We start from the raw sequence: 14,167 nt of genomic DNA on the forward strand, positions 1-14,167 counted from the left end.
AAGGGGGAAATACTTATGTCCAAACCTTTAGAGAAATATTCGTATGTGCGACCAAAGAACGGTTATCCTGAATGGAATAACAATCCCGAAATTTTTCAGGTGAATCGACAGAAAGCGCATACTACATTTATCCCATTCCAAACAAGAAAAGATGCTTTATTAAATAGTCATCACTCTTCCGCTTTTCTACAAGATTTAAATGGTGAATGGTTGTTTCAATGGTATGAGAAACCTGCCGATCGACTTGTTGACTTTTATGACAAGAAACACACCTATGATAACTGGGAGATTATTAATGTTCCAGGGCATTGGCAACTACAAGGATATGACTACCCACAATACACTAATGTTACTTACCCATGGATTGAACATGATCAAATCGAAGCTCCCTTTGCTCCCACCAATTATAATCCGGTCGGTCAATACATCAAAACGTTTGATGTAAGCAAAGAGCAGTTATCGATGCCAACAGAGATTTGTTTCGAAGGGGTAGAATCGGCATTTTACGTTTGGTTAAACGGAGACTTTGTCGGTTATAGTGAAGACACTTTTACACCTGCATTATTTGACTTAACTCCTTACCTAATAGAAGGGAAAAATACATTAGCAGTAGAAGTTTACCGATGGAGTGATGCGAGTTGGTTGGAAGATCAAGATTTTTGGCGCTTAAGCGGCATTTTCCGTGATGTGTATATACTACGAAGACCGAATAGTCATATTACAGACATTCACGTACGTCATACACTTGATGATCAGTATCACGATGCTACGCTTACTTTGGATGTGGAACTCAAAGATTATTATCAAAAAAAACAGACAGTTCATATAGAAGCCTACCTATTCGATCATCAGGAACGTAATGTACTTGATGAACCGTTTGGGAAAACCATCGAATTTCAAGAGCAACTAGAAAAAGTATCCATACTTACGAACGTGAAAAACCCTAAGAAATGGAGTGCTGAAAAACCTTATTTATACCAGCTTATTATCGAAGTCTGCGACGCAAAAGGACATTTATTAGAAGTGATAAAACAGCCAGTCGGGTTTAGACGATTTGAACTGAAGGATGGTTTAATGATGTTGAATGGTAAGCGGATTGTCTTTAAAGGAGTCAATCGTCATGAATTCCAAGCAGATCGGGGCCGTGCGGTAACCGAGCAAGATATGATTAATGACATTTTGCTGATGAAGCAATTTAATATTAACGCCGTGCGTACTTCCCATTACCCTAACCATCCTAAATGGTATGACCTTTGTGATCATTACGGTTTATATGTCATAGATGAAACGAATTTAGAAACACACGGAACATGGAAATATGGTCAAAAGGGATTAGACAAGGCAATTCCCGGAAGCAGACCTGAATGGAAGGAAAATGTTTTAGATCGTGTTCATTCCATGTTTCAACGTGATAAAAATCATCCTTCCATATTAATATGGTCGCTAGGTAACGAATCATTTGGTGGAGATAACTTCATACATATGGCAGATTTCCTACGTCAACATGACGACAGTAGACTTATTCATTATGAAGGAACGTTTCACTATCGCGAATCAGATCACTGCTCTGATGTTGAAAGCACCATGTATATTTCACCTGATGGTATAGAAGCTTATGCTAAGAAAAATCAACCAAATAAAAAACCATATATTTTATGTGAGTTTAGTCATGCGATGGGGAATTCTTTAGGCAATTTTTATCAATATACAAAACTTTTCGATGCATACCCGATCTTACAAGGTGGCTTTATCTGGGATTGGAAAGATCAAGCCCTACGTCATGAAACAGAAGATGGAATCCATTATTTAGCATATGGTGGGGATTTTGGCGAATCGCCTCATGATGGTAACTTTGCTGGAAACGGGATTATTTTTGCAGATGGAGAAATAAGTCCGAAATTACCAGAAGTGAAAAAATGTTATCAAAATATAGATCTAGAGGCAGTAAACTTAACAGCTGGACAGATTAAAATAACTAATAAATATTTGTTTACGTCACTCAAAGATTTCACACTTCGGTGGTACATCAAAGAGAATGGATACCTCCTTTCCAAAGGGGAAACAGTTGTAAATGTTGATCCGTTAGATTCATCGGTTATTCAGATTGATTATCTTTTACCAGTGAAAAGATCTCTTACGGATGAACATGTCTTAACCGTTTCTTTTGTTGAACGTGAACAAAGTGTTTGGGCAGAACAAGAACATGAAGTTGCTTTTGAACAGTTTGTATTGCCTACTCATATGGAAACCGTTTCTGTGAAGCAGTCAGAAACAGGCGAAATTATTGTCACTGAAGAACAAGGACACATTCTCATTTTCGCTAACGAGCGATCCATTCAGGTCAATAAATCGACTGGATTTATCGAACACTTCAGTTATAAAGGTGACGATATTATCAAAAGACCTATTAAGCCTAATTTTTGGCGCGCATTAACGGATAACGATCGTGGCAATCATCTACGTGATCGAAGTGGTATTTGGGAAAAGACAGGAAATTCTATATTAGCAGGTTTAGAAGTAACGCAGGAGTCGAATAGATGTAAAATTAATACTCAAATTATCTATCCCGGCTTGAATCATACAAGCATTCGTTTAACATACTCTATCGATCACAATGGTGCTATAGAAATTAATTATCAATTATTGCCTGGAGAAGGTTTGCCCGACCTACCAGTAATCGGTCTAATGACTATACTGCATTCAAGCTATAATCAACTAAACTGGTATGGAAAAGGACCGCACGAAACATATTGGGACCGCCAGTTCGGAGCTAAGCTTGATCGCTACCAAGATCAAGTGAGACATCGATTAACTCCCTATTTGAAACCACAAGAGTCTGGTAATCTAACAGAAGTACGTGAACTTTTATTGCACAATGAGAATGGAGCTGGTTTGAAGATTTCTACCACTCAACCTGTTGAGGTTAGTGCATTACCTTATAAACCAGAACAACTAGAGCAAGCAATGCATCCCTATGAATTACCTGAATCTGACACCACTGTATTAAGAATCAATCATAAACAGATGGGGATTGGCGGGGATGATAGTTGGGGACAACAAACACATCCAGAGTTCACTTTACCTGCCAACAAAACGTATCAATATCAATTCAAACTAGAACTTAAATCATAACTAAGTAAAAGGGGATATCCGTAATGGGTGTACCCTTTTTTTGTTAGAAGAGTGCGCAACCCCTTGGCGGAAAAATTCAAGTTCAGTTATGTGGAAAGTTGGCCAAAATGCTATCGAATAAGTATTTAAGGAGAAACATTGCCAAAACTCTTAATTAAGATAGTTCTCTAGGTAGATGTTCAAAAATCCCCAGATGATAAGCGGTGCATTTGTTCGTTCTTCCAGTCATAAGTTAGAAAAACAACCACACTATTGTCCTATGAAACTTTGCCATCTCGAATCAATTACTTTTATTCTATCGATCTTTTGAAGCTGATTTATAAAGTGAAACTTCAATCAGTGGGGGTTTTTAGGTATTCCCCCACTGATTGTTAGCCCTAAAGGATGACCTAAAGACCCTTGAACCATTCGGGTGCTAGCGTCCGGTACTCCCACTGTAACAATTTGATATTCTCGTTGTTTTGAAGTGGGAGTCTTACGGACGGTTGCTCCGGGACAAATTCAGTTTTTCCAAAATATACCGACAAAACCAAAAAAATATGTTATCCTACTATGTAATAAATGAATGATCTACTGATTTGAAAGGATGATTGCATGTATCTAAGTCTATTTATTACTTCTGTTATGCTTGTAACCTTACTTTTAACACTATGGGTTAAAAGAAAATTCACCATTGAAGTTAACGTTTGGCCGTATCGAACTATCAACAACACACACAAAGTTGTTAAGCGCATTTGTCTATTCTTTGCAATTGTTTGTATAACTGGATTATTCATTTCTAATTATTATGAATTTTTTGGTATCACACTTATGATTGTTGTTATTTTTTCACTCATCTATGATACGTATGTGGAATACAAGTATGAACGAGAAGAAAAGGATTATCTTATTTCCCTTTTACATACAATAAGTGCTCTCATTATTTCTATTGGGGTGTTATCTTACTTTTATACCACCTTAACTTTCGACGACATTAATGCTAATGCCGATTCAATCAATAGTGAGTCAATCGAATCAATTGAAATTATGCACTATCAGGTAAACGAAAATGCCGATAACGTTCTAGATAGATTAATGAGAAGACGTACTATTACTCTGGAAAATGACCAAGACATGAACGAACTTATAATTGAATTAAAGGATTTAGAACTGCGCAGAGGATTTACGAACAGTGATGATCAATACTTTTACTCTTTTAGATTCAGCTACGGATACAATACTCATCAAAATATATCTGTTTATAAACAGCACATTCGTATAGAATCTCAGCTCTATAAAGTGATAGGAGATAATACTCTATATGAGAAGCTGGAAGATGGGCATTTTGACTAAGGTAAGCATAAATTATTATCAATGAAAGGTAAACAAGGAAGTATTCATTGCTAGTAGTTCTTCCTAAATGCTATGTGACTGATTCACAACCGAGGGGAAAATCGGTGAAATAAGACCTCCGTTTCAACTTGAATATCTTCTATTTTAAATAAGGGACTTACCATGCCCCCTTAAATTACTCGCTTCTAAACTCATAATGGTGAGTTTTTTTACTGATTAAGAAACTAATGTTTATTCTTTTCTTACTAAATTCACCATGACACTTGTTTAAGCATTCCCGAATGACAGATACCCTACGTCGTGCTATGATAATGTTCATACTCACCAACTAGGGGGAAATTATGCATCAAAAGAGAGTTTTGACTATACTGAACTTGTTTATCGTTGCATTTTTATTTGGTTGTGGTACAACGGAACCAAATACAGATTTTATGGATAACAAGGAAACAAAAGAAATTGAGCAAAGAACTGAAGAACAAGAAATCCATGAAGAAATTCAGCCGACAGATGAAACAGATGATCATGATAGGGGAAAATTTGAAGAACGCGTTGGAGCTACAACAGAAAAGCAAAATAGTGAATCTGGTTCAGATTCAGCTAGTTCATCCATTGATGGGTTGCTACATGCCCATTTCATCGATGTCGGACAAGCAGATGCTACACTGATTACATTAAGTCATGATGATAAAAATTATGCCATGTTAATTGATGCAGGAAATTGGAACCAATCTGATGTCACCACCTATTTGCAGTCACAAAGTATCGAGAATATTGATATTTTAGTTGGAACTCACGAACACGCAGATCATATTGGACAAATGGATGATGTGATCAATCATTTTCAGGTAGAAGAAGTTTGGATGTCTGGAGGTATCGCTACTTCGAACACATTTGAACGAGTGATGACAGCAATTGAACAAAGTGATGTCAGCTATGATGAACCAAGAACAGGAGATGTTTATGATTTAGGACCAGTGACGATAGAAATCTTACATCCCAGCACTTTACAAAATGATCCAAATAATAACTCGATCTCCATGAAACTCACTTATGGCAATGTTTCTTTTATTTTGACAGGAGATGCTTATCAATCGGATGAACAATCCATGATTAATCAGGGCTTTCAATTAGACGCGGATGTTTTAAAGTTAGGTCATCATGGATCGAATACATCAACTAGCACAGCATTTTTAACTGCAGTTAGTCCAAAAATTGCTATCTATTCTGCTGGCGCTGAAAATAGTTATGGTCATCCTCACGGGGAAGTGATCGATCGTGTCAATAGCCACGGTATTAACTTATACGGGACGGATGTCCATGGTACTATTATTGTAGAAACAGATGGGAATGGCATCAATGTTTCTACCAATAAAGACGGAAAAGTAAATCCCGGTACAACAAGTACTTCTAATGATTTTGTTAGTAACAGAGAAAAAGAAAATAATAATAATTCAGCATCAAAAGCTTCCGAAGCACCCGAAGATTGTATTGATATTAACACTGCATCCATTGATGACTTACAAGAAATTATTCACATCGGACCCGCTCGTGCTGAAGACATTATTCAATTACGCCCATTTGATTCGGTAGACGCATTAACAAGAGTAAATGGAATAGCTGCCGGTAGATTGCAAGATATTAAAAACCAAGAATTGGCATGCACAGGAGGTTAGCATGATCTTATATCAAGCTGTTTTTGATCGTATATCAGATAACAACAAAGCCGTTCTCCTAGTTGAAGGGTTAAATCAAGAATATGTAATTGATCTGCTCCTACTTCCTTCAGGAGCAAAACCAAATGATTGGTTTGAAATCGATATTGAGAATAACCGAATTGTAGAAATGCGCTTCGACTCGCAAAAAACGGATGAGACCAAGCATAAGATTAATAAACAAATGAACCGTATCCGAACGCTGAAAAAAGGAAGTAAATTCAAAAGAAAATAATCGAAAAGCCAAACAATTCGACGGTTCGCGGATGTTTGGCTTCTTTATATTTAATGCAGACTGAAGTTAGACTACTTCACCCCACACTCCTATCGTTCGACAAAAACCGGGCGGTGACAGGCACCTAATCTGCTAGTTTTGATCGGATTGATCGGATTACTACACCGTTCTTTGGAGCGAACAAAAATACAAGTGCAAATAGTATTGATGCAACCAAAACAATGGATGCACCTGTTGCTACATCATAAATAAATGAATAATAAACACCGATAATCGCAGACACAGATCCAAAGGCAGCTGAAAGCACCATCATTACTGGCAAACGGTCAGTTAGCAAGTATGCCGTTGATCCTGGTGTAATTAGCATTGCTACCACGAGAATGATACCTACGGACTGCAATGACGCCACGGTAACAAGAGAGAGTACTAACATGAAAGTATAGTTGATCCATTTTATTGGCAATCCAATCGCTTGGGCCATTGTTGGATCGAAAGTACTTAGCACCAATTGTTTATAGAAAATAAAAATCAGTGCCAAAACAACCACTCCAATACCAACAGTCATCCAGAGGTGCGCTCTCGATACAGCTAACACATTCCCAAAAAGGATATCCCAAAGATGAACACCCGTACCTCGATTAAGGGTAATTAAAACAATACCTAAGGCAAAAGCTCCGGTAAACATTATCCCTATCGAAGAATCATGTTTTATTTTACTATTTTGTGAAACATAGCCAATAGCTAAGGCCGTTATAACCCCAGTTACCACTGCCCCAATAAAAAAACTAATTCCAAACATATAAGAAAGAACAACACCTGGTAAAACTGCATGGGAAATTGCATCCCCCATTAAAGCCATTCCTCTTAAAATAATAAAGCATCCAACTACACCGCAAATAATTCCGATTAAAATACCCGCAATCATAGCGTTCTGTAAATATTGATATTGAAAAAGAGATTCAAAGAAAAAAACGAAATTTCCCATTAGTTGCTTGCCACCACCTTACCATTTTCTCCAGACAAAATAATCGCGCTGCCACGGTAAGCTTCTTCAATATTATCAACACTTGCTACTTCATCTGGTTTTCCATAAGCAACCAAGCGTTTGTTTAATAAAATCAGGTGATCAAAATAACTTTCTACTTTACTTAAATCATGATGAACAACAAAAAGTGTTTTTCCTTGATCACGCAAGCTTTTTAACATATCAATGATAATACGTTCAGAAGTTACGTCAATTCCTGCAAATGGTTCATCTAAAAAGAAAATATCTGCTTCTTGTGCCAATGCTCTTGCTAAAAAAACACGCTGCTGCTGTCCACCTGATAATTCACCAATCTGGCGTCTTCGATACTCGGACATGCCAACCTGGTCTAAACATTTTCGAGCGATTTCACGATCTTTTTCTTTTGGTCGACCGTACCATGTTAAATGAGGAAAACGCCCCATTAACACAACATCCTCAACTAAAACTGGAAAATCCATATCTAGATCATTTCTTTGTGGTACATATGCAACTTTTTTACGAACAGTATTTATATTTCGATCTAGCACTGTTATTTTTCCTTTACACGATATAATTAATCCTAATACTGCTTTCATTAATGTAGACTTCCCAGCACCATTTGGGCCAATTATTCCAACTAATTGTTGTTGCTCAATAGAAAAGGAAATATCCTCTAACGCTTTTTGACCATGGTAGGAGACAGAGAGGTCACTTACTTCTATAGCTTTGCTTGCACCCACAACACAACCTCCTTTGATATAGGATGATTAGATTTTCTAAATTAATTAATAAACTAAAAATAGGCATTATCAATTCATTATACGCCTACATAGCTATAATGTTAAATGATTTTACGTTTTAGAGACAATTACACCAAAAGGCACACTTATAAAAGGTGCCTTTTACCAGCCCTGGATCTACATTAGCCCTTCAGTAAATACTTCCACATTATGTCTCATCATATCAATATACGTATCTGCACCACTTCCCGATTCTCCGACCGCATCTGTATAAACTTCACCGACAATCGGAACACCGGATTCGTTTGATATAGTTTCCATATAACGAGTATCTACAGTCGTTTCAACAAACAAACCTGGTACATTCCGTTCAATTACTAACTCCGTTAATCGTGCGAACTGTCGAGGCGTTCCCTCTTCATGAGAGTTAATTTCCCAAATTCCTTCTGTGTGAAAACCATAATCTTCTCCGAAGTACTTAAAGGCATTCTCACTCAAGACAATGACACGATGTTCTTCAGGAATTTGACTAACTTGTTCAGTGATCCAATCATCTAGTTCTTCTAGTTCTGTTAAATAAGCTTCTGCATTTTCTGTATAAACAGCTTCCCCCTCAGGGTCTCTTTCCTTCAAATCATTCACTAAGTTCTCTACATAAATGATAACATTTTTCGGGCTTAACCAAGCATGGGGATCAGCTTCGTCATCACCTTCTAACGGAATCGGTGTTACGCCATCAGCAAGAGTAACAATTTCTGTATCTGTTACATTCTCCACAATATTTTCTAACCATTCTTCCAAATCCAATCCATTCACATAAAAAACATCTGCATCACTAACATTTCTAAAATCACTAGGCACTGGCTCATATTCATGAGGTTCTTCTCCAATTGGAACAATATAATCCACATGACCACGATCACCAATAATTTGATCAATAATATCCCCTAACACTGAAAAGCTAGTTGTAATAGCCAAACCATCACTTTGTTCTTCTTCAACTCCGTTATTATCACAACCCATTAAAATTCCACTGATTAACACGAAAAAAACGAATAGAAATACTGCATTCTTCATTTTTTGCTACACTCTCCTTTTATCATTTTTATCTTATCTTTTTTCTTAAGCTTTATACAATAGCTGCTGTTACATTTTTCTCGATTCAACTTTTTACGACTAACTCACCTCATCATATTAAATAAACATAAAAAGTTGACTATGAGATAAAACATTTGATCTGAACTATTTAGTTGTACTTGATTATTTTTTTTGCCCTAAGGAAAAACTTGAGTTAATTATAGAATACTAATAAGTATTTTGTCTAGCCTTTTCTATAAAAAAATTTTTAACTAAAATTACGATCATTCGACAAAAAACGAGCGGTGACAGGCACCCCACTTAAAATAAGAAGCTCCCAAAGCCTGTTATGGCCTTGAGAGCTTCTATTAAATATTAATTCATTAGTTTTTCGCGTCGGTTAATGACTATTAAGAAGATTACTCCAGCAAGTAAAGTAAGAAAACCAATCAACAGCAGGTTATAGTTATTCGTTGCTGTGTCAGGAAGATTATCTCCATCTTTATCGTCATTAACAACTTCTTTTTCTTCGTCACTATCCGTGTCATTTTCTCTTGGGGCTTCACCGTCTCCTGATGTCTCATCATCTCCTGGATCTCCATCATCTCCTGGATCTCCATCATCTCCTGGATCTCCATCATCTCCTGGATCTCCATCATCTCCTGGATCTCCATCATCTCCCGGATCTCCATCATCTCCTGGACCTTCATCATTTCCCAGATCTCCATCATCCCCTGGACCTTCATCATCCCCTGGATCCCCATCATCTCCTGGAACTCCAGTTTCTACTTCAAATACACCATATGTTGAGAATCCATTAACTGTGATTCTAATAACATCACCATCAACTTCTCCACCAACATATTCCCAACCGTCTACACCAAGATAGAAGATACCTGGATTTTGAGCATCAGGGTTAATTCCTAACTCCAGTACAAATTCACCTTCATAATCTTCTTCACCTTCTGGGAAATTCAATGTAACAGTGATCATTTCACCAGCAGGGGTTAAGACTTTACCCGCAACATCCAATTCGTTATCTGGTGAATACTCTTCTATCGTTACTTCTGTACCAAAAGGAATATCAGCAGGTATTGAAATTGATGTTTTCATACCATCGATAACTAGTTTTGCCGCATCAATTAAGACCACTGATTGGCCTAATGTGACCACAATCTCTTCAATTGCTTCATCACGATCACTCACAAGAATTAATTCCCCAAACACGGAAGGATCAGAGAAACCTTGACCTGACATATCATTCCAAGCCATTGCCCCACGGCGCGCACCATTTTGGGCGTCATTAACTTGGAAATCAAAACCAAGAATATGACCGTCAACTGGTTCAATAGCATAAAGTGGAATCTTCATTTCTACAACATAGTGTGTACCGTTAACCGCAGTAGCAGTTTCAACACCATCATAAGGTCCACCAGAACCTGTTGTAAAGACATTATTGAAGTTAACACGATATTGACCAAAACCTTGATTTGAAGAATAACTTCCTTGCTTTGTATTGTTTTGATCAAGAAAAACTTCTACTGAATCTTGTTCCCAAGCATTTTCACTCGTATCATCTAGCTCAGAAGTAGCTACTTCAAGTAACACATACAAGAAATCTTCATCCCATAAAGCACGCGTATTTGCTCTCGCAGTTTGCCAAGCTTGCTGTGCACGGTTAGCTGTCATAACAACAGCTTCGTTCCACACGGAATCAATTTCACCATTGATTGTTGGCGCTTGATCAGTATATACCGCTTGACCGCGTCTTGGTGGCAATTCAACTTCTTCGTAATCTTCTAAGAATCCAGAAGGATCTGCTACTGCATAAAATGCTGGTTTAGCTTGAAGTCTATTATCAAAAAGTAATGGATTTTGTTCCCCTCTCCAACTTGATCCATCATCAAGGCCCCAGAATGTTACTCTAGAGATATGTTCACTATGTTCTTTATAGATCTCAAAAATGCTGGCATAAACATAACCTTGTCTCATCGCTTCAGCTTCTGTTAAGACATAGTCATCACCAGCCATAACATCAAGCTCCGTTACACCAATTTCTACGCCTAAACTAATGAAGCGCTCCATTGATTGTCTAACGTTTGATGGATTCAAGTTGTTATTGTAGTGTGATTGCATCCCTACAGCTTCAATTAACAATTCATCCGTGTTATTTTCAGCTTGATAAGTTTCGTTAATATCTTTAACCATATAGTACATAATTTGTGCTTTATCTTGAAGATGATCGTTATAATCATTGTAATACAATGTGAAGTTTAGTCCCAAATCATCTCTTACTTCTTTCGCTTTTTCAAAAATAATCTGAATATAGTCGTCACCAATCACTTCAAGCGCACGTGTATCTCTTAAGTGAGCAGTCCAATTATCATATGGCGCACTTCTTACGACAATGGCTTCGTTTAAGATATCCCAAGAAACAATGTCATCACCAAATTGTGCGTAGTTTGTAATTGCTGCTTCGATATAATTTTCCAAGCTCTCGATTGCATCTTCTCTCGATATACCTTCTGGGAATAAAATATCGTAGTTCGATTGAGAGTGCCATGTGATCGCATGACCATGGATCTTAAATCCTGCATCGATAGCCGTTTGAACAAATTCATTCTGGCTAGCAAAGTCAAGATTGCCATCTGCATCATGCACATATGCAGGTTTCATTGCATTCTCAGCCGTTACTAAATTGAAATGCTTCTTCAACAATTCGGATCTAACACCCTCAAAATCAGGTAGGTTAACTGCATTACCGATCAAGAAGTCATCAGCATAAATCTCTTTAAGTGATGGTAAATCATGTTGTATTTCAGTTGGCGCCGTATCAAGTTTTACAAAGTTAAAATCATCAATGTAGAAAGATTCATTAGGATTATCTGTTTCTAAATAGACAGCTAGGTTACCACCACCAGAACTATTAAATGTATAAGTTCCTTGTAGATGAACCCATTCGCCATCAGTAACGGTTGCTGAAGCTATATCAGGATAGCTTGCACCATCACCAGAACCAATTTGTGCTTTTAATTGAACATTCGCACTAGCAGGTTCGTGCATTTTTACCCAGACAGAAACTTCGTATTCACTTCCTAAATCAATATAATCAAACACATCGATCATAACCCCATGCCATTCCTGGGTACGGTTTTCAGTTAGTAATGAGTGATTTCCGCCTTCAGTATTATTAACACCTTCAACAATTGTTAGTTCCTCAACGCCACCTCTTGGCTCGAAACCGTTGAAAGTTTCATGCAAATCAGCATCTTCAAAGTCAATTGTTTCAAATGCTGGAGCTGGTTCTGAATCACCTAAATCTTCAGGAGGAGCGATCAATTCAAATGTAATATCATCAAGATAAAATTCAGAAGTAACATCACTAGATTCAAAATAAACTTGAAGATCTTCTGCTCCTATTCTTGTAGAATATTCACCTGTAAATTCTGTCCATTCATCAGATGTGATATTTACCTGAGCAAATGTTGTATAATCGCCATCATCTACTGTAGCTTTAAATAATTCATCTTCTTCAAAATCTGCTGATTTAACATAGCCTGTTACTCGGTATGTGGCAGTTGGATAGATAGAGTCAGTAAGTGTTACTCTAGCTCCATGCCAATCAGCTGATCTATTTGTTACACTTAAACTATACTCACCTGTATGACTTTCATCAGTTGTTCTAGAGATTGTTGCATCACCATTTCGTGAAAATCCATTAGCATTTTCTTCAAAATCAAAAAATCCAATGGTTTGTGGTTCGAAAGTAACTTCATCTTCTTCATCTGTTTCTACTTCAACAATCACCACATCAAGTAAGTAATATGATAATCCATCTGCTCCATCACCATTAGTTTGGAAACGGAAATATCCAGATATATCTTCACCAATATTCCCCTCTGCTGTTACAGTTACAACTTCTTCATTTACTATCGGAGTTAATCCGTCAAATAGTGAATAATTGTTATCTGCGATTTGATAAGAACCAGACACATCTTCAGCCTCATCACTGTAGTAGTTAGCTGTAACACGATATGTTTTACCAACTTCTAATTCTGCTGCTTCAAAAGATAAGGTTGGTGAGTTCCACCCTCCAGTTCGATCAGTAATATGAAATCCTTGTACCTCTTCACCATTAACTAATAATGTCTGAACATTCCCTGTACCCCCGGCTGCAGTTGCAAAACCGTGGTCGTCAGTTGAAAAGTCTGTTGAATAAACGACATTTTCTATATTGTCATTCTCATCCCCCGCTGCCAAAGTCGTAAAAGCCGGGCTAAAGTATGGAATAAGTAATAATACAATCATTAATCTTACGAAAAATTTATCAATATGCTTTTTCCTCATTAACAATCCTCCTAAAAATGTATACTTACCATTCGTTGATTCTTTTTTGATAAAAGTCACCTAAAATAGAGTAAAACGCTTACATTAAAGCTGTTTAATAAATTCTCACAAAAAGCTATACTACCTTTACACCTAATAAGTAAAAAAATCGAACTGGTAAATAGGAATTAACTAGAATAGAACTCTACACATGTTGTGTGGACTATTTGATGCTTACCTTAATAATGACTCTTGTTTAAAAGCCACCTCCTAAGTAATAATCAAAATTCTTCTTCTCAACTAAACTCCCTTCCTTTTATTTGATAATTTTACCAACACAATTATATAAAGCGCTTACAAAACGAGCAACCCCACTTTGTTTACAACTTAACATAAAAAGTATAGAGTATGATCGAATTTAGAGTTTGATGATTTGTGCATATTAATATTAACCTCTCTGATGTCTTTTTTTACAGTTCTGAACTATTACTTATTCGATCAGCATCCTTTTAGTTCAATAATAGCGAAACAAAAAAGTTGTCTACCCCCTCGCTGTTTAATAATAGTCTACTATTTCTATAGCTATCTATAGAGACTATTAAAATAC

The 14,167-nt window shown here is 36.9% G+C and carries 8 protein-coding genes; 4 read left to right on the forward strand and 4 right to left on the reverse strand.

Translation table 11 applies throughout. The annotated features are described in order from the left end of the window. Positions 1-15: 15 nt before the first annotated feature. From lacZ to OWO01_RS14590, 4 genes are all read left to right on the forward strand, one after another. Positions 16-3,132: a beta-galactosidase, LacZ type gene (gene lacZ, locus OWO01_RS14575; RefSeq protein WP_268781204.1), complete on the forward strand. Its 3,117-nt coding sequence runs from the start codon at positions 16-18 to the stop codon at positions 3,130-3,132. A 594-nt stretch (positions 3,133-3,726) separates the two neighbouring features. Then, positions 3,727-4,464 carry a DUF4181 domain-containing protein gene (locus OWO01_RS14580; protein ID WP_268781205.1) on the forward strand — a complete coding sequence of 246 codons (738 nt, stop codon included), beginning with the start codon at positions 3,727-3,729 and terminating at the stop codon, positions 4,462-4,464. A 341-nt stretch (positions 4,465-4,805) separates the two neighbouring features. Continuing rightward, a complete protein-coding gene (locus OWO01_RS14585; RefSeq protein WP_268781206.1) occupies positions 4,806-6,137 on the forward strand; it encodes an MBL fold metallo-hydrolase in 1,332 nt (443 codons plus the stop codon). 1 nt (position 6,138) lies between these two features. After that, the gene (locus tag OWO01_RS14590; RefSeq protein WP_268781207.1) at positions 6,139-6,411 is read left to right on the forward strand and encodes a DUF3006 domain-containing protein; all 273 of its coding nucleotides are present in this window, start codon (positions 6,139-6,141) and stop codon (positions 6,409-6,411) included. A 124-nt stretch (positions 6,412-6,535) separates the two neighbouring features. Here OWO01_RS14590 and OWO01_RS14595 read toward each other — a convergent pair whose 3' ends face one another. The 4 genes from OWO01_RS14595 to OWO01_RS14610 all read right to left on the reverse strand — a co-directional run bounded on the left by OWO01_RS14595 (position 6,536) and on the right by OWO01_RS14610 (position 13,581). Beyond that, entirely contained in the window at positions 6,536-7,396 is an 861-nt protein-coding gene (locus OWO01_RS14595; RefSeq protein WP_268781208.1) for a metal ABC transporter permease, read from the reverse strand. Beyond that, positions 7,396-8,157: a metal ABC transporter ATP-binding protein gene (locus OWO01_RS14600; protein ID WP_268781209.1), complete on the reverse strand. Its 762-nt coding sequence runs from the start codon at positions 8,155-8,157 to the stop codon at positions 7,396-7,398. Before OWO01_RS14600 ends, OWO01_RS14595 begins: the two co-directional genes overlap by 1 nt. 177 nt (positions 8,158-8,334) lie before the next feature. Then, positions 8,335-9,234, reverse strand: coding sequence for a metal ABC transporter substrate-binding protein (locus OWO01_RS14605; protein ID WP_268781210.1), 900 nt, complete (start codon positions 9,232-9,234; stop codon positions 8,335-8,337). Positions 9,235-9,609: 375 nt separating this feature from the next. Continuing rightward, positions 9,610-13,581, reverse strand: coding sequence for an endo-1,4-beta-xylanase (locus OWO01_RS14610; protein WP_268781211.1), 3,972 nt, complete (start codon positions 13,579-13,581; stop codon positions 9,610-9,612). Positions 13,582-14,167: the final 586 nt, after the last annotated feature.

The organism is Natronobacillus azotifigens (genome assembly GCF_026805325.1).
GTDB lineage: Bacteria > Bacillota > Bacilli > Bacillales > Amphibacillaceae > Natronobacillus > Natronobacillus azotifigens.

What these genes read in the sequence shown, in the direction of transcription:
- lacZ (WP_268781204.1), top strand. Translation starts at nt 16, where the DNA reads ATGTCCAAACCTTTAGAGAAATATTCGTATGTGCGACCAAAGAACGGT.
- OWO01_RS14580 (WP_268781205.1), top strand. Translation starts at nt 3,727, where the DNA reads ATGTATCTAAGTCTATTTATTACTTCTGTTATGCTTGTAACCTTACTT.
- OWO01_RS14585 (WP_268781206.1), top strand. Translation starts at nt 4,806, where the DNA reads ATGCATCAAAAGAGAGTTTTGACTATACTGAACTTGTTTATCGTTGCA.
- OWO01_RS14590 (WP_268781207.1), top strand. Translation starts at nt 6,139, where the DNA reads ATGATCTTATATCAAGCTGTTTTTGATCGTATATCAGATAACAACAAA.
- OWO01_RS14595 (WP_268781208.1), bottom strand. Translation starts at nt 7,396, where the DNA reads ATGGGAAATTTCGTTTTTTTCTTTGAATCTCTTTTTCAATATCAATAT.
- OWO01_RS14605 (WP_268781210.1), bottom strand. Translation starts at nt 9,234, where the DNA reads ATGAAGAATGCAGTATTTCTATTCGTTTTTTTCGTGTTAATCAGTGGA.
- OWO01_RS14610 (WP_268781211.1), bottom strand. Translation starts at nt 13,581, where the DNA reads ATGAGGAAAAAGCATATTGATAAATTTTTCGTAAGATTAATGATTGTA.